Source organism: Caulobacter sp. AVps18 (assembly GCF_058681425.1).
On record NZ_CM178737.1, the window covers coordinates 4,423,765 to 4,443,989 of the forward strand.

General features: G+C 66.2%; 17 protein-coding genes. 9 read left to right on the plus strand and 8 right to left on the minus strand.

Annotation, left to right across the window (positions count from 1 at the left end; all coding sequences use genetic code 11):
* Positions 1-168: 168 nt before the first annotated feature.
* Positions 169-597, minus strand: a complete 429-nt coding sequence (gene fliX, locus ACW179_RS20135; RefSeq protein WP_492061446.1) for a flagellar assembly regulator FliX — start codon at positions 595-597, stop codon at positions 169-171.
* A gap of 219 nt (positions 598-816) precedes the next feature.
* On the opposite strand from fliX, the gene ACW179_RS20140 reads away from it, so the two are divergent.
* The 3 genes from ACW179_RS20140 to ACW179_RS20150 are packed head-to-tail and all read left to right on the plus strand — an operon-like array spanning position 817 to position 2,717.
* Positions 817-1,929 (plus strand): flagellar basal body P-ring protein FlgI, encoded by a 1,113-nt coding sequence (locus tag ACW179_RS20140; RefSeq protein ID WP_492061448.1) that lies wholly within the window; start codon positions 817-819, stop codon positions 1,927-1,929.
* On the plus strand, positions 1,929-2,267 hold the full coding sequence (locus tag ACW179_RS20145; protein WP_492061450.1) for a rod-binding protein: 339 nt from the start codon (positions 1,929-1,931) through the stop codon (positions 2,265-2,267). Before ACW179_RS20140 ends, ACW179_RS20145 begins: the two co-directional genes overlap by 1 nt.
* A gap of 3 nt (positions 2,268-2,270) precedes the next feature.
* Positions 2,271-2,717, plus strand: coding sequence for a flagellar basal body protein (locus tag ACW179_RS20150; RefSeq protein ID WP_492061452.1), 447 nt, complete (start codon positions 2,271-2,273; stop codon positions 2,715-2,717).
* A 523-nt stretch (positions 2,718-3,240) separates the two neighbouring features.
* On the opposite strand, the gene ACW179_RS20155 is transcribed toward ACW179_RS20150, so the two are convergent.
* The gene (locus ACW179_RS20155) at positions 3,241-3,396 is read right to left on the minus strand and encodes a hypothetical protein (RefSeq protein ID WP_492061454.1); all 156 of its coding nucleotides are present in this window, start codon (positions 3,394-3,396) and stop codon (positions 3,241-3,243) included.
* A 254-nt stretch (positions 3,397-3,650) separates the two neighbouring features.
* On the opposite strand from ACW179_RS20155, the gene uvrA reads away from it, so the two are divergent.
* Complete coding sequence (gene uvrA / locus ACW179_RS20160) at positions 3,651-6,560, plus strand: excinuclease ABC subunit UvrA (protein WP_492061456.1); 2,910 nt, start codon at positions 3,651-3,653, stop codon at positions 6,558-6,560.
* Between the two features lie 157 nt (positions 6,561-6,717).
* Here uvrA and ACW179_RS20165 read toward each other — a convergent pair whose 3' ends face one another.
* On the minus strand, positions 6,718-7,638 hold the full coding sequence (locus tag ACW179_RS20165; protein WP_492061458.1) for a hypothetical protein: 921 nt from the start codon (positions 7,636-7,638) through the stop codon (positions 6,718-6,720).
* Positions 7,639-7,814: 176 nt separating this feature from the next.
* Between ACW179_RS20165 and ACW179_RS20170 the strand changes: the two genes are divergently transcribed.
* A complete protein-coding gene (locus ACW179_RS20170; RefSeq protein ID WP_492061459.1) occupies positions 7,815-8,432 on the plus strand; it encodes a glutathione S-transferase family protein in 618 nt (205 codons plus the stop codon).
* Here ACW179_RS20170 and ACW179_RS20175 read toward each other — a convergent pair.
* From ACW179_RS20175 to ACW179_RS20185, 3 genes are read right to left on the minus strand one after another with little or no spacing between them, the layout of a single operon-like run.
* The gene (locus tag ACW179_RS20175; protein WP_492061461.1) at positions 8,429-9,259 is read right to left on the minus strand and encodes a hypothetical protein; all 831 of its coding nucleotides are present in this window, start codon (positions 9,257-9,259) and stop codon (positions 8,429-8,431) included. The genes ACW179_RS20170 and ACW179_RS20175 overlap by 4 nt on opposite strands.
* A 48-nt stretch (positions 9,260-9,307) precedes the next feature.
* Positions 9,308-10,108, minus strand: coding sequence for a hypothetical protein (locus ACW179_RS20180; RefSeq protein ID WP_492061463.1), 801 nt, complete (start codon positions 10,106-10,108; stop codon positions 9,308-9,310).
* A 58-nt stretch (positions 10,109-10,166) separates the two neighbouring features.
* On the minus strand, positions 10,167-11,174 hold the full coding sequence (locus ACW179_RS20185; RefSeq protein ID WP_492061464.1) for a hypothetical protein: 1,008 nt from the start codon (positions 11,172-11,174) through the stop codon (positions 10,167-10,169).
* 98 nt (positions 11,175-11,272) lie between these two features.
* Between ACW179_RS20185 and trmFO the strand changes: the two genes are divergently transcribed.
* Positions 11,273-12,697, plus strand: a complete 1,425-nt coding sequence (trmFO, locus tag ACW179_RS20190) for a methylenetetrahydrofolate--tRNA-(uracil(54)-C(5))-methyltransferase (FADH(2)-oxidizing) TrmFO (protein ID WP_492061465.1) — start codon at positions 11,273-11,275, stop codon at positions 12,695-12,697.
* A gap of 320 nt (positions 12,698-13,017) precedes the next feature.
* The gene (locus ACW179_RS20195) at positions 13,018-16,410 is read left to right on the plus strand and encodes a TonB-dependent receptor (protein WP_492061466.1); all 3,393 of its coding nucleotides are present in this window, start codon (positions 13,018-13,020) and stop codon (positions 16,408-16,410) included.
* A gap of 39 nt (positions 16,411-16,449) precedes the next feature.
* On the opposite strand, the gene ACW179_RS20200 is transcribed toward ACW179_RS20195, so the two are convergent.
* Both ACW179_RS20200 and ACW179_RS20205 read right to left on the minus strand, forming a co-directional pair.
* A complete protein-coding gene (locus tag ACW179_RS20200) occupies positions 16,450-17,247 on the minus strand; it encodes a DUF1365 domain-containing protein (protein WP_492061467.1) in 798 nt (265 codons plus the stop codon).
* Positions 17,244-18,584: an NAD(P)/FAD-dependent oxidoreductase gene (locus ACW179_RS20205; RefSeq protein ID WP_492061468.1), complete on the minus strand. Its 1,341-nt coding sequence runs from the start codon at positions 18,582-18,584 to the stop codon at positions 17,244-17,246. The genes ACW179_RS20200 and ACW179_RS20205 overlap by 4 nt, the downstream gene beginning before the upstream one ends.
* 157 nt (positions 18,585-18,741) lie before the next feature.
* On the opposite strand from ACW179_RS20205, the gene ACW179_RS20210 reads away from it, so the two are divergent.
* Positions 18,742-19,797, plus strand: coding sequence for an SAM-dependent methyltransferase (locus ACW179_RS20210; RefSeq protein ID WP_492061469.1), 1,056 nt, complete (start codon positions 18,742-18,744; stop codon positions 19,795-19,797).
* A complete protein-coding gene (locus ACW179_RS20215) occupies positions 19,794-20,195 on the plus strand; it encodes a DUF2177 family protein (RefSeq protein ID WP_492061471.1) in 402 nt (133 codons plus the stop codon). The genes ACW179_RS20210 and ACW179_RS20215 overlap by 4 nt, the downstream gene beginning before the upstream one ends.
* Positions 20,196-20,225 lie beyond the last annotated feature (30 nt).

Sequence of the window (20,225 nt, forward strand, 5' to 3'; positions counted from 1 at the left end):
GTTCAATGAACCTCGCGTGAGCGGCGCGTTCAGCCTCGCCCGGCATGCGAAATCCACGCCGAACACGGCCGGCGACAGACGGTGAAGCCAGCGAGATCATCGCCCGCAACATCTTGAATTTACTGGCGACATCCTGCCCACGCAGGGTTGTGAAAGCCGCGCCGCGCATCAGGCGCCCCGGGCCTGTTCGAGCTTGGCTTTTTCGACCGCAGCCCGGGTTTCGATCTCGTTGAGCACCCCGTCCAGACGCGGGTCGTCGGTCGATTCGCGCTGCTCGCGGATGGCGCGGGTCAGGCGATCCAGCGTGCCGGCCGAAACGTCGCCGTCCAGCAGGGCCAGCTTCACCTCGCCCAGGATATCAAGGATGGCGTCGGCGCGCTTGACCTGACGGCGCTTGCGCTCCAGCGGGTCGCCATTGGCCTGCAGGGCCAGAAGCGCGCCCAGCGAGCCCACGCCCGCCAGTCCGCCGACCGAGGCCGTGCTGGCCGCGCCGCTGGCGCCGCCCACTGACGGCAGCGAGAAACCCGACGCGCCGCCCGAGGACTTCGCCCGCGATGCGCCGCTCGCGCCCACGCCTCCCGTGCTCGAAACCTTCATGAGGAACGCATGCTCCAATCCGTTCGACGAGTCACGTCCCTCGCCGCCCTTTCATAATCTCGCCGGGCGCTTGCGGTATGGTTAATGCCGGGCAAATTCTGCCGAAAGGCGCCGGCGGGCCTGCGTCAAAACGCACAAAGCCTTTAGACTCAAGCCTTTGAGTTTGGCCCGCTTTTGGCATGGGGCAGACCGGGAATGTCTTCCCGCTGCAGGATAGCCATGTCGCGTTTACGCCTCCGCTCCGTTCTCGCCGTCTTCGCGACGGCCTGCGCCCTGGTCGCCGGCCCGGCCTTTGCCACCTCGCGGATCAAGGACATCGTCGCCTTCGAGGGCGTGCGCGACAACCATCTGATCGGCTACGGCTTCGTCGTGGGCCTGAACGGCACCGGAGACAGCCTGCGCAACGCGCCGATGACCAAGCAGAGCCTTGAGGCCATGCTGGAACGCCAGGGCGTCAATGTGCGCGACGCCAATCTCAACACCAAGAACGTCGCCTCGGTGATCGTCACGGCCAACCTGCCGCCGTTCGCCGCGCCGGGTGCCAAGGTCGATGTCACGGTCTCGACCCTGGGCGACGCCAAGAGCCTGCTGGGCGGCACCCTGCTGGTCACCAGCCTGCAGGGCGCCGACGGCCAGACCTATGCGGTGGCGCAGGGCAGCGTCCAGACCGGCTCGGTCTCGGCCGGCGGGGCCTCCGGGTCGTCGGTCTCCAAGGGCGTGCCCACAGCCGGCCGGATCGCCGCCGGCGGCATCATTGAAAAAGAGACCAATTTCCAGATGGTCGAGATGGGCGAGCTGCGCATGACCCTGCGCAATCCCGACTTCACCACCTCGCGCCGGATCGCTGACGCCATCAACGGCCGCTATCCCCGCAGCGCCCAGGCCCAGAACCCGACCATCGTCGCCGTTCGCCCGCCGGCCGGCATGGACATGATCAGCTTCATCACCGCCATCGAGAACCTGGAAGTCGAGCCCGACGGTCCGGCCAAGGTGATCATCGACGAGGTGGCCGGCGTCATCGTCATGGGCGACCATGTGCGCATCAGCAAGGTGGCCATCGCCCAGGGCAACCTGACCATCTCGGTGCAGGAAAGCCCGGCCGTCAGCCAGCCCGCCCCCTTCAGCCAGGGCCAGACCGCCGTGGTTCCCCAGTCGACCGTCAATGTCGAGGAGGAGAAGGGCAAGCAGTTGATCACGCTCGAAGCCGGGGCGTCGCTGAAGAGCCTGGTCGGCGGCCTCAACGCCCTGGGCGTGACCCCGCGCGACATGATCTCGATCCTGCAGGCGGTGAAGGCCGCCGGCGCCCTGCAAGCCGACATCGAGGTGATGTGATGAGCGCCCTGACCTCTACCCCCCTGGCCCTCACCGCCCCGCCGATCACCGGCCTGCAGGCCTCGGCGACCGGACCGATGTCGGCCGCTGAACTGGCCAAGCGCGGCCAGATCAAGGAAACCGCCAACAAGTTCGAGGCCTCGTTCCTGTCGGTGATGATGCAGTCGATGTTCGAGGGGGTGAAGACCTCCGAGCCGTTCGGCGGCGGCCAGGCCGAGGACATGTTCAAGTCCCTGCTGACCGAGGCCATGGCCAAGGAAGTCACCAAGGCCGGCGGGGTGGGCCTGGCCTCCAGTGTCCAGCGCGAAATGCTCAAACTCCAAGGCTTGAAGGACTAGACCATGGCCCTTGCCGCCAATGATCCCAATGACCGCGTCGACCAGCTGGTGCTGCTGACCGAGCGCCTGACCGACCTGATCGCCAAGGAGGCCAATGCCTTCGAAACCCACCGCCCGCAGGAGGCGGCCCAGTATGTCGAGGAAACGGCAAAACTGGCCAATCTCTACCGCTACGAGTCGGCGCGGGTGCGGGCCAATATCGCCCTGGTCTCCGGCGCCGATCCGGCCCTGCGCCAGCGCCTGATCCGCGCCACCGAAGCCTTCGACGCCGTGCTGGCCCGCCAGGCCCGCGCCCTGAACGCCGCCAAGACCGTCACCGAAGGCCTGGTCAAGGCCGTCGCCGAAGAGATCGCCAACCAGCGCGCTCCGGCCTCGGGCTATGGCGCCGGCGCGCGGATGAACAACCCGGTGTCCAGCGGCACGGCGATCACGCTGAACAAGAAGGCCTGAGGCGAGGCCGCAGGCCAGCCGCCGACTGCGCGGCGAGGAACTGACCAAGGCCAGCGACAGGGCGGGCCTCACCGTGCTGACCGCGCCGCAGGACGGGGTGATCCAGCAGATGCAGGTCCACACCCTGGGCGCGGTGGTCAAACCGGCTGATCCGCGTCGCGCACATCCTTAAATCTCACGCAGGCCAGCGTGCCGGACAGGACAGGCCTGTTCGGCGATCATCTCGCCGTGGGGTTTCGGGAGGGCCCCCTTCGGAGCGAAGGTGTGGGCGCCAGTCCAATAGATCGCCGTCATTCCCGCCCTTGTGGCGGGAACCTCTCGTACCGCCGCAGGTGCGGAAGGGGCGAAGTGCGCGCGCACTTCGCTGGCACTTCACGTGCAAGCTGAAGCAGGGGTTCCCGCCACAAGGGCGGGAATGACGGTAGGTATGGGGATACGCCGCGTGAGGCGGACCACTCACGTCTTTCCCCTGCCCGTCCGCGTTATGGGGGAACGGGGCAAAATGGAGATCTGTAAGGTGTCGCTAGTTGGGAACCGTGGTCACCAGCACATAGATCAGCGAACCGACGCCGATCGTGAAGGTCCAGAAGTCCTTCTCGGCCGAGCGGGGCTTTGGACCCTTGACCTTCTTGCCCTTGTCCGCCTTCCCGCTCGCGGGGGCCTTGGCCGCCTTGCTCATCGCGCTCTCCGTTGGAGGCGATTAGAGCGGGCGGGGCTGAAGATGGCGCTTCCGAAGGCGGTTAACCGGCGTGAACCCTGTTGCAAACGCCAGCGCCGGAGCCCCTCCCCTGCTGACACCTGCTGTCAGCAGCCCACGCCGCCGGGCGCATGCGACATTTGTTCCCAACTTGTTCTTGTGTTAATCGGCGTGCCGAGCCCTACATATAGCCGCTGCGCTGCACCCTCCCCGCAGCCACATGCGTTCCGGACATCATGGCTGAACAACTGAACTTCATCCGCGTGCGCGGTGCCCGCGAGCACAATCTGAAAGACGTCAGCGTCGATATTCCACGCGGCGAGCTGGTGGTGCTGACCGGGCTGTCGGGCTCGGGCAAGAGCTCGCTGGCGTTCGACACCATCTATGCCGAGGGCCAAAGGCGCTATGTCGAGAGCCTGTCGGCCTATGCGCGCCAGTTCCTGGAGCTGATGAGCAAGCCGGACGTCGACCTGATCGAGGGCCTGTCGCCGGCCATCTCGATCGAGCAGAAGACGACGTCGAGGAACCCGCGCTCGACCGTCGGCACGGTCACCGAGATCCACGACTATATGCGCCTTTTGTGGGCGCGGGTCGGCACGCCCTATTCGCCCGCGACGGGTCTGCCCATCGAGAGCCAGACCATCAGCCAGATGGTCGACAAGATCACCGTCCTGCCCGAGGGCACGCGCCTCTATCTGCTGGCCCCGGTCGTGCGCGACCGCAAGGGCGAGTACAAGAAGGAGATCGCCGAGTGGCAGAAGGCCGGCTTCCAGCGGCTGAAGATCGACGGCGAATACTACCCCATCGAAGACGCCCCGGCGCTGGACAAGAAGTTCAAGCACGACATCGACGTGGTCGTGGACCGCATCGTCACCAAGCCCGACATGGAGCAGCGGCTGGCCGACTCCATCGAGCAGGCCCTGCGACTGGCCGACGGCCTGGCCGTGGCCGAGTGGGCGACAATCGCCGAGGGCGAGAAGGAACCGCGCCGGCTGCTGTTCTCCGAGCGCTTCGCCTGTCCGGTCAGCGGTTTCACCATCGCCGAGATCGAGCCGCGGCTGTTCTCGTTCAACAATCCGGCGGGCGCCTGCCCGGCCTGCGACGGCCTGGGCGCCAAGCTGGCCTTCGACGCCGACATGGTGATCCCCGACAAGGACAAGAGCCTGCACAAGGGCGCGGTGGCGCCGTGGGCCAAGGGCCCCTCGCCGCTCTATACCCAGACCCTGCAAGCCCTGGCCCGGCACTATGGCTTCTCGATGGATGAGCCCTGGCACAAGCTGCCGGCCACGGCCCGCGACGTGGTCCTGTTCGGGTCCAAGGGCCAGAAGATCAAGTTCGTCTATGACGACAATGCCCGCAAATACGAGGTCGACAAGCCGTTTGAGGGCGTGTTGCCCAACCTCGAACGCCGCTGGCGCGAGACCGACAGCGCCTGGGTTCGGGAAGAACTGGGCCGCTACCAGTCCGACACCCCCTGCGAGGTCTGCCACGGCAAGCGCCTGAAGCCTGAGGCCCTGGCGGTGAAGATCGCGGGTATGGATATCGCCCAGGTCTCTCAGTTGGCCATCCGTCCGGCCAAGGACTGGTTCGCCGGGCTGGAGGGCCAGTTCACCGACAAGCAGATGGAAATCGCCCGGCGGATCCTGAAGGAAATCAATGACCGCCTGCGGTTCCTGGTCGATGTGGGGCTGGACTATCTGAACCTCTCACGCGGCTCGGGCACGTTGTCGGGCGGCGAGAGCCAGCGCATCCGCCTGGCCAGCCAGATCGGCTCGGGCCTGACCGGCGTGCTCTATGTGCTGGACGAGCCGTCGATCGGCCTGCACCAGCGCGACAACACCCGCCTGTTGCAGTCGCTGCAGGGCCTGCGCGATCTGGGCAACTCCGTACTCGTCGTCGAGCACGACGAGGAAGCCATCATGACCGCCGACCATGTCATCGACATGGGTCCGGCGGCCGGGGTGCATGGCGGCCAGATCATCGCCCAGGGCAAGCCGGCCGACATCATGGCCAATCCCGACAGCATCACCGGCCAGTACCTGACCGGCGCGCGCGAGATCGAGGTGCCGCAGGAGCGCCGCCCGATCAACAAGAAGAAGATGCTGAAGGTCATCGGGGCCACCGGCAACAACCTCAAGGGCGTGACCGGCGAGATCCCCATCGGCACCTTCACCTGCATCACCGGCGTTTCCGGTGGCGGCAAGTCGACCTTCACCATCGAGACCCTCTACAAGGCCGCCGCCCGTCGGCTGAACAATGCCAGCGACGCCCCGGCCCCGCACGAGCGCATCGAAGGGCTGGAGAACTTCGACAAGGTCATCGACATCGACCAGTCGCCCATCGGCCGCACGCCGCGCTCGAACCCGGCCACCTATACCGGTGCCTTTGGTCCGATCCGCGACTGGTTCGCCCAGCTGCCGGAAAGCAAGGCGCGCGGCTATGGCCCCGGCCGCTTCAGCTTCAACGTCAAGGGCGGCCGCTGCGAGGCCTGCCAGGGCGATGGCCTGATCAAGATCGAGATGCACTTCCTGCCCGACGTCTACGTCACCTGCGATATCTGCAAGGGCAAGCGCTACAACCGCGAGACCCTCGACATCCTGTTCAAGGGCAAGACCATCGCCGAGGTCCTGGACATGACCGTCGAGGAGGCGGCCGACTTCTTCAAGGCCGTGCCGCCGATCCGCGACAAGATGGAGACGCTGAAGCGCGTGGGCCTGACCTATGTGAAGGTCGGCCAGTCGGCGACGACCCTGTCGGGCGGCGAGGCCCAGCGCGTGAAACTGTCAAAGGAACTGAGCAAGCGCGCCACCGGCCGCACGCTCTACATCCTGGATGAGCCCACCACCGGCCTGCACTTCGAGGACACCCGAAAGCTGCTGGAAGTGCTGCATGAGCTGGTCGACCAGGGCAATACCGTGGTCGTCATCGAGCATAACCTCGACGTGGTGAAGACCGCCGACTGGCTGCTGGACTTCGGTCCCGAAGGTGGCGACGGCGGCGGCGAGATCGTCGCCGTGGGCTCCCCCCAGGACGTGGCCAAGGTCGAGGCCTCGTGGACCGGCCGCTATCTGAAGGACGTGCTCGACCGCCACGAAGAGCGCCGCAAGGCGCGGGTGGCCGAGCTGAAGAAGAGCAAGCGGGCGTAGAAAGCCAGGCGATCGCCAACACAAGACCTGTCATCCCGGCCGGAGGCCCGCAGGGCGGGAGAGCCGGGACCCAAGGTTGTTGCTTTGCGTTGGCCCCTGGGTCCCGTACAGCCTCTGCGAGGCTTCCGGGATGACAAGGTGTTGTGCGCCTTAGAGCCTAAACGTCGGCGTCCGACACTGGCACCGGGACTCCATCCGCCTTGAGGATCCTGTAGATCGTCGGGGCGGGTGAAAACAGGATCAGCGTCGTCAGGACCGAGACCAGGCCGGCGAACGCGGCGCGAACCAGGCCGACCGGGGTAAAGAAGGCCTGCAGAGAACTCATGTCCGGCTCGAACAGACCGCTCAGGCCGCTGATACCGCCGGACACAATGGCTCCGACCGCCGCGATGATGGTCATGATCAGAAGATAGACGATCACCGCCATCACAGCGGCCAGCAGATAGGCGCCGAGCAGCGCCCCGACATGGCCCTTGGTCATCGCCCAGGACCCCATGACCGACACCTTGCCGGTGTCGAAGGTGATGGCCGAGGCGAAGGAAAGCCGCACGGCGATGTAGATCATCAGGCAGGCCAGGCCGATAAAGCCGACCAGTCCCAGCAGACCTGCGACAGGGCCACCTGCCGCGACCCCGACAGCGAGCAGCACCGCAGAGACCAGCACGCCGCAAAAATAGACGCCCAACATCAGCAGGTTGACCAGAACCAGCGTAAGGGCCTGCCGGCCCTCGTCAGCGCCCAGGCGCAGGAAGGCGTTGCGTCCGTCAGCCGGTCGCAGGATCATCCGGTTGAGCGCCGCCAGCATCACCGAATAGAGCGCCAGGCTGTAGACCAGCGAAAACATCATCATCGGGGCCAGCCCCCCCATCATCTCAAGCAGGGCTTCCGGCGAGGGGTTGCTCTGGGCATTCATCGCCATGAACTCGGCCAGTTGCGGTCCGGCCAGCTTGATGGTCAGGGCGCTGACCGCAAGCGACAGCAACGTCATGGCCACAGCCCACACCGCCACGGTCCGGGGATGCTCTCGCACGAGCCGGAAGCCGACAAAGGCGGCGTCTGAGGCGGAAAACTTGGACATGCGGGCCTCAAAGGCTGGGGAATTGACTTGGGTTAACGCCTAACAAGCTTCGCGCCGCCGCAACAGGGGCCGATCGGCGAAATCGAACCCGCAGCAACCTGGCTTGCACACCCCACCCAGACCTCTAACATCTGTTTGAAAGCGACCGTCAGCGTCGCCTGTCCGGGAGGTCGATGATGAAGCTCTATGGCGAAGCCAACCCCGCGCCCAATCCGCGCCGGGTGCGGATCTTCCTGGCCGAGAAGGGCGTCGACCTGCCCGAGATCCGGATCGGCATGCGCCAGGGTGGCCACAAGTCGCCCGAGCACAAGGCCCGCAACAGCCTGGGCCAGGTACCGACCCTGGAGCTGGACGATGGAACCACGATCAGCGAGAGCGTCTCGATCTGCCGCTATCTGGAGGCGCTGCATCCGCAGCCGCCGCTGTTTGGCACCAGCGCCCTGGAGCAGGCCCGGATCGACATGTGGGTCCGCAGGATCGAGTTCCAGTTGATGACGCCGGTCGGCATGTTCTGGCGCCACGCCCATCCCCTGACGGCGGCCCTGCTGACCCAGTATACGGACTTTGGCGAGTCCAACCGCGAGGCGGTGACCCGGGTGCTGCGCTGGCTGGACCGTGAACTGGCCGACGGCCGGGCGTTTCTCGCCGGCGAGACCTATTCGATAGCCGATATCGTGGCCCAGACCACGATCGACTTCGCCGTCTTTACCGGCCTGGAGATCCCGAGCGACGACGCCCCGCACCTGACCGCCTGGCGCGAGCGCGTCGGCACCCGGCCCAGCGCGACAGCCTAGACCGCCAGAGACTCGCCCCGCGTCAGCTGCCGGTATGCGGCGGCCGGCGCGGCGGTGACGATCACCGCCTGCAGGGTCAGGAAGACGGGAGCCAGCAACAGATTGGCCAGCAGGGCCAGGATGACGCGCGGGTTTCCGACGCCGCTGGGAAGGTCGTCCTCAAGCCCGCCACCGATCACCGCAATAACGATGCTCGTCACCGTGGAGCCCAGGATCTGGATCGCGATGCATGAAAGGATGACGATCACCACCATCGCCAGCAGCCGCCAGAACAGGCCATGGGTCAGCAGCCAGGCCGCGCGGGGGTCGATGTGGCCGACCATGAAGGTGTGGGGAGCCAGCATTGACAGCCGCACCGCCACCCAGATCGAAAGACCCATCACCGTCAGTCCGCCCAGAAAGCCGACCCAGCCACCGGCCGCTGTGCCCGCGAGCAAGGCTGTCGCCAGGGCCACGATGCCGCCCGGGATCACTGTCACCATCAGGGCAGCAGCCCAGCTGATCAGCGAAACGACCAGCAGCCGCAGGTCTTCGCGACCGACGCGCAGATAGGCAAAGGCCCGCTGCTCGGGTTGCAACACCGCCCGCATGATCGCCGCCGCCAGCATGGCCCCCAGCACCAGGGCCAGCACGATCAGCAGGATCATAACGCCGCCCAGCTGCGAGACCATGTCGAGGATCTCGCGCGGGTCGGCCGAGCCCGAGCGTAGGGCCAGTTTGGCGCGCTGCTGCTCGTCCAGCCCGACCTTGACCAGCAGGCCCAGCAGCGGCAGTGCGACCAACGAAAAAACGGCCCAGGCCAGCACCACAAGGGGCTGCCGGCGCATGATCCTAAAGCCTTCGAACGCGGCCCTGGTCGGCGACAACGCGGTCATTCAGGCGTCCTGCGAAAGCGGCGCATCCGGCGAGCGGCGGCGTCTGTAGACGTAAGCCAGGGCCACAGCCCAGACCGGAGCCAGATAGAGATAGGTGGTCAGGGCCGAGACAACAGCCCGCACGAGGTCCAGGCCCGGTCCGGCGTGCGGCCCCAGCGCTGTAAACGCTGCGCCCAGCAGGATCAGCGGCAAGGCCAGGATGAAGCCGGCGGCCAGAAGCTGGGGCGCTATGCCTCGGGTCAGGTAAAAGCTGCTCAGCACCCGGACGCCGCCCTGCTCCACCGTGGCGGGCCCTGACAGCGACAGCCGCGCGGCCAGCCACACCAGCATGGCCAGGCTCAGCAGGGGCACCAGCCCCACCACGAAACCACCGACGCCCGCATTGGCCAGGGCCGCGCGCCAGCCGTCGGGCGAGGTCGCATCAAAGCCTGGCAGGCTGATGCGGGCCACGCCGATGGTCACGGCGGCAATAACGAGGGCCAGGACCGAAAGGATCACCAGGAAGATGACGACTTTCAAGAGCTGGGTCGCCAGCAGTCGCCATTCATCGACGCCCCAGCGCAGTCCGATCACGCCCGATGGGCGCTGGAAGGCCCGGCGATAGACAGCGCCGCCGGCCACGACCATGGCGATCAGCTCGATCGGCCCGGCCAGTACATCCAGCCCTTGCGGCAGCAGTCGGCCGGTCAGGCCCAGCAGGACGGCGACCGAAAGGGCCAGCCAGCCGGCGCGCAGGGCCGACCCCAGGCCCGACAACCCCGCCCGAACGGTCGCTCCGATCGCGACCGATCCATCCGTCATCCGCTGATCCCCTCGAAAACCGCCGCGACAACGCGAGTCGCGGGGACAGGCGAGGAGTTTACGACGGCAAAGCGGGGCTTGGCGAGACATCCTGGGACACCGGGTCCGGGGCCGTCAGGGCTTTGTAGATCGCCGCCCACGGCGCGCAGAAGATCGTCATGACGACAGAGGCCAGGATCGCCCAGGCCAGCCCCCCGACCAGCAGCCACGGCCACAGCACCGCCAGCCAGGTCGACGGCGGCTGATGGAAGAACGCCTCGATCCGCTGGGGATCGTTGAAGACGCCCGCCCCGGCGGCGAAGATCAGGCCGCCGCCCGCCGCCAGGCCGCCCACCACGATCTGGAACACCAGCAGGATGACGACCAGCAACACCCCGACGCCCAGCAGCGCCCCGCTGCGTCCTGCGGTCAGTGACCACGACTCAAACAGGCGAAACTCGCGCTGGGCGAAGGTCATGGGCGCAGCCATGGACAGCCGCAGGGCCACCCAGATCACGACGCACATCAAGGCCGCATAGCCGACCCCGCCGACCCAAAGCGCCGTCACCACCCCGGCCGCCTCGTCGCCCTTGGCACCCATGCCGGTCGCAAAGCCGGCGGCGGCGGCGGCCAGGATCACCAGCAACACGCCCACCCCGATGGCGATGGCGGCCAGCACCGTCTCGACCAGAAACAGCAAGGTTAGCCAGAGCTCCTGGGCCCCGACCCTCAGATAGGCAAGGCGCGAGTCGGCCGGCGTCAGCACCGCCCGGAAGATCGCCGCACAGATCAGCGCTCGAACAGCCGTTCCCCCGATCCAGCTGATCAGGTTGAAGGCCATCATCCCGGACTGCATGCGCGTGACCCGCTCCACCATGGCGGGATCAGGACTGCCGCCCTGGGCGCCGCTCCTGGCCGCCACCTCGATCAGATCGATGAACTGGGGCCCCATCGCCCCGACCATGCCCAGGCTGGGCAGGAACAGCAGCAGTGCGATCACCAAGGCCCAAACTGCCACCGCCAGGGGCTTGCGACCGATCAGGCCAAAGCCCGCCACCGCCGATCCCGCCACCGAAAACGCCGCCATTGCCAACTCCCCCACCTGTCGCACGTGCGTCATCGACGCCCCGCATTTCAGACTAGACACAGGTTTCGTCTCGCCGCCACCAGGGGTATGAGGTCGCCATGACAACTCAGCCTTCCCAAATCGCGCCCGTTCACGTCATCGGCGGCGGCCTCGCCGGTTCCGAAGCCGCCTGGCAGATCGCCAAGGCCGGCGTGCCCGTGGTGTTGCACGAGATGCGGCGAACCCTTCCGACCCCGGTCCTTACGGAAGCCCACCACACCGACGGCCTGGCCGAGATGGTCTGTTCCAACTCGTTCCGGTCCGACGACTGGCAGTTCAACGCCGTGGGCCTGTTGCACGCCGAGATGCGCCGCTGCGACTCACTGATCCTTTCGGCCGCCGACCAGCATCAGGTGCCGGCCGGCGGGGCCCTGGCGGTGGATCGCGACGGCTTCTCGGCCGAGGTCACCCGTCGGCTGGAAGCCCATCCGCTGGTCACCATCGTGCGCGAGGAGATCGCCGGCCTGCCGCCCGAAGACTGGGACAATGTCGTGGTCGCCACGGGTCCCCTCACCTCGGCGCCCCTGGCCGACGCGATCCTGGCGCTGTCGGGCGAAGGGCAGCTGTCGTTCTTCGACGCCATCGCTCCGATCATCCACCTTGAGTCCATCGACATGAGCGTCGCCTGGCGTCAGTCGCGCTATGACAAGGAAGGCCCCGGCGGCGATGCGGCGGCCTATATCAACCTGCCGATGGACAAGGCCCAGTACGAGGCCTTCATCGACGCCCTGATCGCCGGCCCCAAGGCCGAGTTCAAGGATTGGGAGCATGTCCCCTATTTCGACGGCTGCCTGCCGATCGAGGTGATGGCCGAGCGCGGCCGCGAGACCCTGCGCCATGGCCCGATGAAGCCGGTCGGCCTGACCAATCCGCGCGACCCCACCGTCAAATCCTACGCCATCGTCCAGCTGCGCCAGGACAATGCCTTGGGCACCCTGTGGAACATGGTCGGCTTCCAGACCAAGCTGAAGCACGGGGCGCAGGCCGAGGTATTCCGGATGATCCCGGGCCTGAAGGACGCCCAGTTCGCCCGCCTGGGCGGCCTGCACCGCAACACCTTCATCAACAGCCCGCGCCTGCTGGACCGCAGCCTGCGGATGAAGGTCGCGCCGCGCCTGCGCTTCGCCGGCCAGATGACCGGGGTCGAGGGCTATGTCGAAAGCGCCGCAACCGGCCTGCTGGCCGGTCGCTTCGCCGCCGCCGAGCGTCTGGGCCAGACGCTGGAGGCCCCGCCCGCGACCACCGCCCTGGGGGCCCTGATCGATCACGTCACCGGCGGCCATATTGCGAGTGAGGACGCCGGCAAGAGCAGCTTCCAGCCGATGAACATCAACTATGGCCTGCTGCCGCCGATGGAGGCCCCCAAGACCGGCGAAGACGGCGTCAAGATCCCCCTCAAGGAGAGGGGGCGCGCCAAAAAGCGGCTGATGAGCCTGCGAGCCCTGGCCGATCTTGAAGCCTGGCTGGAACCCGTGGCGACCTGACAGCCCCGAAAAGTCCGGCTTAGCGCGGCCGTGAATCCAGAACGCTTCACCCGCTAGGTCAGAGCGCTTTTTTCGTCCGTCGCATGACGGTCTCTGCGGCCGGCTGCCGCTTGAGTCCGCTCCGCCCTGTGAAATTGTGGCGCTGGGGCGGCGCAATTCTGTCAGCGCGCCTGGAATGTTGCGCAAAAGCCACCACAGCAGCCAATGACACCGGTTTCTATTGCAAATGACACCGGTAACCGATAGCCGTACTGCCATAATTGAAGGTGCGTCCGACTATAAAAGAGTCGTGCCTTTCGGAAACTGTTCGGGAGGAAACTATGAAGGACTACCAAAGCCACACCCGCGCGCGCGCGCTTCTCGGGCAGGCCTCGTTGAGCGCCCTGCTCGTCGCCTCGGCCCTGGTGGCCACTTCGGGCGTTGCAGCGGCCCAAACCGCTCCGGCCGCAGCTTCCGCCCCCGCCGAAGCCGACCAGGTCGAAGAGATCGTCGTCACCGGCTATCGCGCTGCCCTGCAAAGCGCCCTGAACCTCAAGCGCACCTCGAACGTGATGGTTGACGCCATCAACGCCGAAGACATCGCCGACTTCCCCGACGCCAACCTCGCCGAGTCCTTGCAGCGCCTGCCCGGCGTGTCGGTTGACCGCGAAAACGGCGAAGGCCGCACCATCACCGTCCGGGGCCTGGGCAGCGACTTCACCCGCGTTCGCCTGAACGGCCTGGAAGCCCTGTCGACGGCCGGCCCGTCGATCGCCGGCGATGCCGCCAACCGCTCGCGCGGCTTTGACTTCAACACCTTCGCCTCGGAACTGTTCAACTCGCTGAAGGTGCAAAAAACCGCCTCGGCCGAAACCGACGAAGGTTCGCTCGGCGCGACCGTCGACCTGGAAACCGGCCGCCCGCTGAACTTCAAGGGCCGTCGCCTCGCCCTGTCGCTGCAAAACGCCTACTATGAGAACGGCGGCACCAATTCGCCGCGCTTCGCCGGCCTGGTGTCGGACCGCTGGGAAACCAAGTGGGGCGATTTCGGTGCCCTGTTCTCGGTGGCCTATAACAAGCGCAACCAGATCATCGACAGCTATCAGCGGCAGGCCGGCCAGTCGGAATACACCTATCGCGGCTCGACCTTCGCCACGACGCCCAACCCGGCATCCGGTGCCTCGCGCGTCACGCGCCAGGGCTTTGCGGCCCCCATCGGGACAGCCTGCAACAGCGGCGTCATGAATGGCGTCAACATCACCAACGCGGCCTATTGCGCCACCCTGATCGGCTCGAACCCGGCGGCCTATGCCCTGATCAACGGCCCGCAAGGCTCGACCCTGACCAACACGGCGGGGGCAACCACCACCACCGCCGCTGGCCCTCTGGCGCGCATCCCCGCCCTGGCTACGCTGAACCAGCAGGACCTCACTCAAGAGCGCACCGGCCTGACGGGCGGCCTGCAATGGCGCCCGACCAGCCGCACCACCTTCAGCCTCGACTGGGTCTATTCCGAGCTCGAGCAGGGCTCGGTCAACTATCAGGTCCAGACCGTCGGCCTGAACCGCAACAACACCATCGCCGGCCTGAACGCGGCGACAGCCACCACGTCTGCCGCCACCAAGCGCGGCCTCTATCCGACCTGTACGGCGCAGGCGGCCACGGCCATCGCGGACGCCATTGACTGCGGCCAGGCGCTGAACGGCGGCGGCCTCGTCGCCGGCACCCAGTTCAGCTTCAACCCGTTCAACCTCGAGCCCTACGACTATTACAATGCCCCCGGCTCGGTCGGTTTTGTGTCCGACCCGCTGGGCCTGGGCATGCGCAACGCCTTTGTCGGCCGCCCGAGCGTTCGCCTGATCGACGCGGCACTGTCGCCCAGCGGCGCCAATGCCGACTATCTGAAACTGGGCAATGTCGACCTGCGCTCGGCAGCGGATGCGGCCTATTTCACGACCTACTTCCGTCAGACCTCGCTGAAGATGGATCACGAGTTCAACGACGATTTCTCGATGACGGCCGTCTACGGCAAGTCCTCGTCGAAGAACAAGACCCAGGGCCTGCTGGCCGACTTCATCCGCCTGGACTCTGGTCAGGGCGTGACCGGCAACGACTATCTCGTCTACGACGCCCGGGGCGGCGGCGACATGCCGCTGGTCAACCTCGGCTTCGACGCGACCCAGGCCTCGGCCTGGGACTTCGTGAAGGGCTATTCGGCCCTGCGTCACTTCCAGCGCTTCACCACCAATGACTACGAAGCCCTGCGCCTGGACTTCAAATATGCAGTCAGCGACGAGCTGGAGGTCAAGTTCGGGTTCAACCAGCGCGAATATGGCTTCTCGACCGCTGAATACCGCCGCCTGAGCGCTGAAACCCTCAATCCGAGCCTGAAAGAGGCCGGCACCACGCTGGATGCCGTCAGCAAGGTCATCAACTGGGGCACCGGTCTGGAGGTTCCGGCCGGCACGACCACGGCCTTCCGGGTTCCCGATCTGAACAAGATGGTCAGCCTGTTCAACTTTGACTGCAACTGCGTCAACAAGTGGGGCGACTGGCGCATGTCGTACCTGGCCAGCGCGGCCAACCGCTACGCCGTGGCGGAAAAGGACTCCGGTGCCTATGTCCAGTTCGACTACAATACCGAAGTCTTCGGTCGCTCGCTGCGCGGCAACATCGGCACTCGCTATGCCATCACCGAGGTGGAATCTGAGGGCCTGACCAACACCTCGCGTCCGATCTCGGGCGAGAACAAGTATACCGACCTGCTGCCCTCGCTGAACGCCGCCTATGAGGTCACCGACGACATCATCGTGCGGTTCGGCGCGGCCAAGGTCATGGCGCGTCCGCTGCTGGGCAACCTGGCGCCGAACGTCACGGCGATCAGCGTCCCGACCAATGGCGGCGTGGTCGGCGGCTCGCTGACGGTCGGCAATCCCAAGCTGGATCCATTCCGCGCGGTGAACCTGGACCTGAGCCTGGAGTGGTACTTCGCCCCCGGCGCCCTGATCTCGGTGGCCGTGTTCGACAAGGACATTTCCAGCTTCCCGCAAACCCTGATCAGCTCGGCCAGCCTGAGCTCGTTCCTTGACTCGGCCGGGATTGCCGCTCTGCGGGCGTCGCAGACCAACGTCAACGCCGTGGCCTATATCGACGCCGACAACCCCTTCGACGTGCGCCAGTTCGGCAATGCGCCAGGCGGCTATATCCGCGGCATTGAGTTCAACTACCAGCAGGACCTGACCTTCCTGCCCTGGTACTTCAAGAACCTGGGTGTGCAGTTCAACGCCACGCACTTGGAATCCGAGCTGCAGTACATCGTCACGCCGGCCAATACCCGCCTGGGTACGGCCGCCGTCACGGCCAAGGGTCCGTTTACCGGCGCAGCGCCGGATGCCTTCAACTTCACCGTCTATTACGAAGTCGAGAAGTTCACGGCCCGCGTGTCGAGCGCCTATCGCACCGAATATCGCACGACCTACCCGATCGCGGCAGGCACCTGCGAGCCCGGCTTCTGCGACTCGCCGCTGGTCAACGACTTCCTGGGCAACGACACCACGTTCAATGTCGACGCCTCGGCCACCTACAAGTTCAACAAGAACATCACCCTGACGGTTGAAGCTCTGAACCTGACCGACCAGACGGAAAACCGTTGGGCCTATCAGGATGACCCGGTCGTGACCCGCTATGCGGCAGTCGGCCGGTCGTTCTTCGCCGGCATCCGCTTCGTCTACTGATAGACGGCACGATCCGAGACGTTTCAGGCGGCGTGGGCACTAGCCCGCGCCGCCTTTTTCGTGGGCCGCATCCAGGACCGGCCGCTTGAGCCCGCGCGTCGCGCGCGGCTGAGGGAAGAACCGGAAGCCCTTGAGCAGGATCTTCACCGCTTCCCAATGGATTGCCGCCATCACCCCGAGCACCTGCCAGGGATGGGTCAGCATGGCCTTGAGCAGATTGGCATCAGTCAGTGGCCGACGCTCGCCGGCAAAGTTGGCCGTCAGCAACAGGCCGGCATCGTCGTGGACATCGACACCCACATGGACCGCCTCGCCCGGCTGCGCCACCTCGAAGGCGTAGCGCAGGTCCATGGGCAGGAATGGCGAGACGTAGAAGGCCTTGTCGCAGCCCTGCTCCACCCAGCCGCTCCGGGCGCGAGCGACAGGCAGCACATAGTCGTGGCGCTGACCAAAAGTGTTGCGCACCGCATAGACCATCGCCGCCAACCTTCCTTCGCCGTCGCGGCAGAAATAGACGGTCAGCGGATTGAAGGCGTGGCCCAGCACGCGGGGCATGCACAGCATGGCGATGGACGGACGGGGCAGATCAAGGCCATGAGCCGCCAGGCTGGCCTCGATCGCCGGCCGGATCGCCTCGGCACCGTCCAGATGATCGCGGTCAAAGAACGACAGCAGGTTGAAGCGATTGTGCGAGAACCGCTTCAGTCGCCGGTCCAGCGCTTCCAGTTCGTCCAGATCCAGCAGCAGCATGAAGATGCGGTAGCGCAGGGCGTGGCGGCGCGGCCGCGTCCGTGCGTGGGTGACCACGCCGTCATAGAGGGCTGAGACCAGGGTCAAGCCACCCTCGTTTGCGGATCATCTGCCGGGGCCCCGTCAAGGAAGATCCGGCCGGAAGGATTGGGGGTCAGCCAGGGCCGGTGAACGCCGCCCAGCTGCTCGGCCACCGCCAGGCCGGCCTGCAGACCGTCCTCATGAAAGCCCGACCCGAAATAGGCACCGCAGAACCAGGTGCGGTTGGCACCCTGCAGCGACCACAGGCGGCGCTGGGCCAGCATGGCCGGGCCGTCGAACAGGGGGTGCTCATAGACCTGATCGTGCAGGGTGTCGGGGTGGGCTGGTCCCTGTTCCGGGTTGAGCGACAGGAAGAACGGATCCTGGCTGCCCAGGGGCTGCAGGCGGTTCATCCAATAGGTCACCCCGCCCTGCCCGGCTCCGCCGCGCTTGCCCACATGGTTCCAGCTGGCCCAGGCCGCCTTGCGGCGCGGCATCAGGGTCTTGTCACGATGCAGCACGGCGCGGTTGCGGCTGTAGCGGAAGGCACCCAGCAAGGCCTCTTCGTCAGCGGACGGGCGCGCCAGCATGGCCAGGGCCTGGTTGGCATGGGCGCCGATCACCACCTGGTCAAAGCGACGCGACTGGCCGGTGGAGTCTTCGACCGTCACGCCGTCTGGCCCGCGCGCGATCTGGCGCACAGGGCGGCCCAGCAGGATCTCGCCCTGAAAGTCGCCCGCCAGCCGCGAGACATAGGACCGGCTGCCGCCCACCACCGTGCGCCAGACCGGGCGCTTGTCGATCGGCAGCATCAGGCCGTGATTGTCGAAAAACCGCAGCAGGGCGGCGGCGGGAAACTCGCGGATGTCCTTCATCGAGGCCGACCAGATCGCAGCGGCCTGGGGCAGCAGGTGATCCTCGGCGAAGGCCTCGCCAAAGCCCTGCTGACGCAGATAGTCGTCCAGCCGGCACAGCCCGCCCTTTTCCAGCTCCAGCACGTCACGCGCGCCGTTCTTGTAGAAGCGGGTGACGTCCAGCAGCATCTTCAGGAAGCGCGGGTTCAGCGCATTGCGCTTCTGGGCCAGCAAGGCGTTGCTGCTGTATTCCAGCGCGCCGTTGTCCAGCGAAACGCCGAACGACATGTCGCTGTCGACGGTGGGCACGTCCAGATGCCGGAACAGGGCCACCAGATTGGGGTAGTTGGGCTCGTTGTATACGATGAAGCCGGTGTCCACGGCGACGCCGTCGATCTCCACCGTATTGGCGTGACCACCCAGCCGGTCGTCGGCCTCGTACAGGGTTACCTCATGGCGACGCGACAGCAGCCAGGCCGCCGACAGGCCTGAAATACCCGAACCGATGACGGCGATGCTCTGGCGTGGGGTCGAATGCGGGGCGGACAAAGAGGACTCCTCGGGAGGCGCCACGGCAGCGCTGTGCGAAAAGATACGGATCTCCATACCGTTTGGACGCGTTGCGCATCCAGGAGTTCCGCTGCCGCGTAGCTTTAGCCTAAGCCATTCCGACGCCTTGCGTTGGACCCAGCCGCGAGGTGACGCCATGAGCCTGGTCAAGGCCGCCATTCACGCCTTTGAAGACGCCCCGATTCCCGATGTGGTGTCGCGTGCCGCGATCAATTTCCTGGTCGGCGACGCCCGCCGGCGGCTGGCCTCGACCGCGCCGGGTGCCTCTGCCGACTTCGCCCGCGACATGGCCGCTCACCCCATCGCCGAGCATACCGACGCCGCCAACGCCCAGCATTACGAGCTGCCGGCCGCGTTCTTTGAGGTCGTGCTGGGTCCCAACCTGAAATATTCCAGCGGCCTCTACCCGCCGGGTGCCAGAACCCTGGCCGAGGGCGAACTGGCGGCCCTGCGCGAGACCGAGGCCCATGCCGATCTGCACGACGGCCAGGCGGTGCTTGAGCTAGGCTGCGGCTGGGGCTCGCTATCGCTGTGGATGGCCGGCCGCTTTCCCAACTCGACCATCACCTCGGTTTCGAACTCGGCCTCGCAGCGCGCCTATATCGAGGCGCGGGCGGCCGAGCTGGGGCTGGGCAATCTGACGGTCATCACTGCCGACATGAACGACTTTGCCACCAGCCAGCGGTTCGACCGCGTGGTCTCGGTGGAGATGTTCGAGCACATGTCCAACTGGCGCGCCCTGCTGACCCGGGTGAACGGCTGGCTGAAACCCGATGGCCTGCTGTTCATCCACATCTTCACGCACAGGAACGCGCCCTACCGGTTCGACGTGGACGACCCGGCCGACTGGATCGCGCAGTACTTCTTCACCGGCGGCGTCATGCCCAGCCACGACCTGCTGGCCCAGTTCCCAGACCTGTTCACCGTCGAGCAGGACTGGCGCTGGAGCGGCGCGCACTATGCCCGCACCGCCGAGCAGTGGCTGGAAAACTTCGACGCCAACCGCTCCGTGATCGATCCGGTGCTGGAGCAGGTCTATGGCAAGCACGCCGTGGTCTGGCGGCGACGCTGGCGGCTGTTCTTCCTGGCGACGTCAGGCCTGTTCGGTCATCGTGGCGGCGAGGAATGGGGCGTCAGCCACTATCGTTTGCGGCCGGTCGCACAGGAAAGTCGCACAGGGAAACTGACATGAAGCGCTATGTTTACGGGTATCTCGGCACCGGCGCTGCGTTTCTGGTGCTGGATTTCATCTGGTTGACCCTGTCGGCTCCGCGCCTGTATCGCCCGGTGATCGGCGAGATCATGGCCGATACGGTCAATTTCACGGCGGCGGCGGCCTTCTATGTCATCTATCTGACCGGCGTTTTCGTGCTGGCCATTCTGCCGGCCGCCGAAAACAACAGCTGGAAGCGCCTGTTGATCAACGCCGCCGTGTTCGGGTTCTGCGCCTATGCGACCTATGACCTGACCAACCAGGCGACGCTGAAGGTGTGGTCCACGACCATCACCGTGATCGACCTGGCCTGGGGAACCTTCCTGACCACGACGGCTGCTTCGGTCGGGTTCCTGGTGATGCGCGCCACACGCTGACGCGACACCGATTGCGCACGTCCAAGCCCC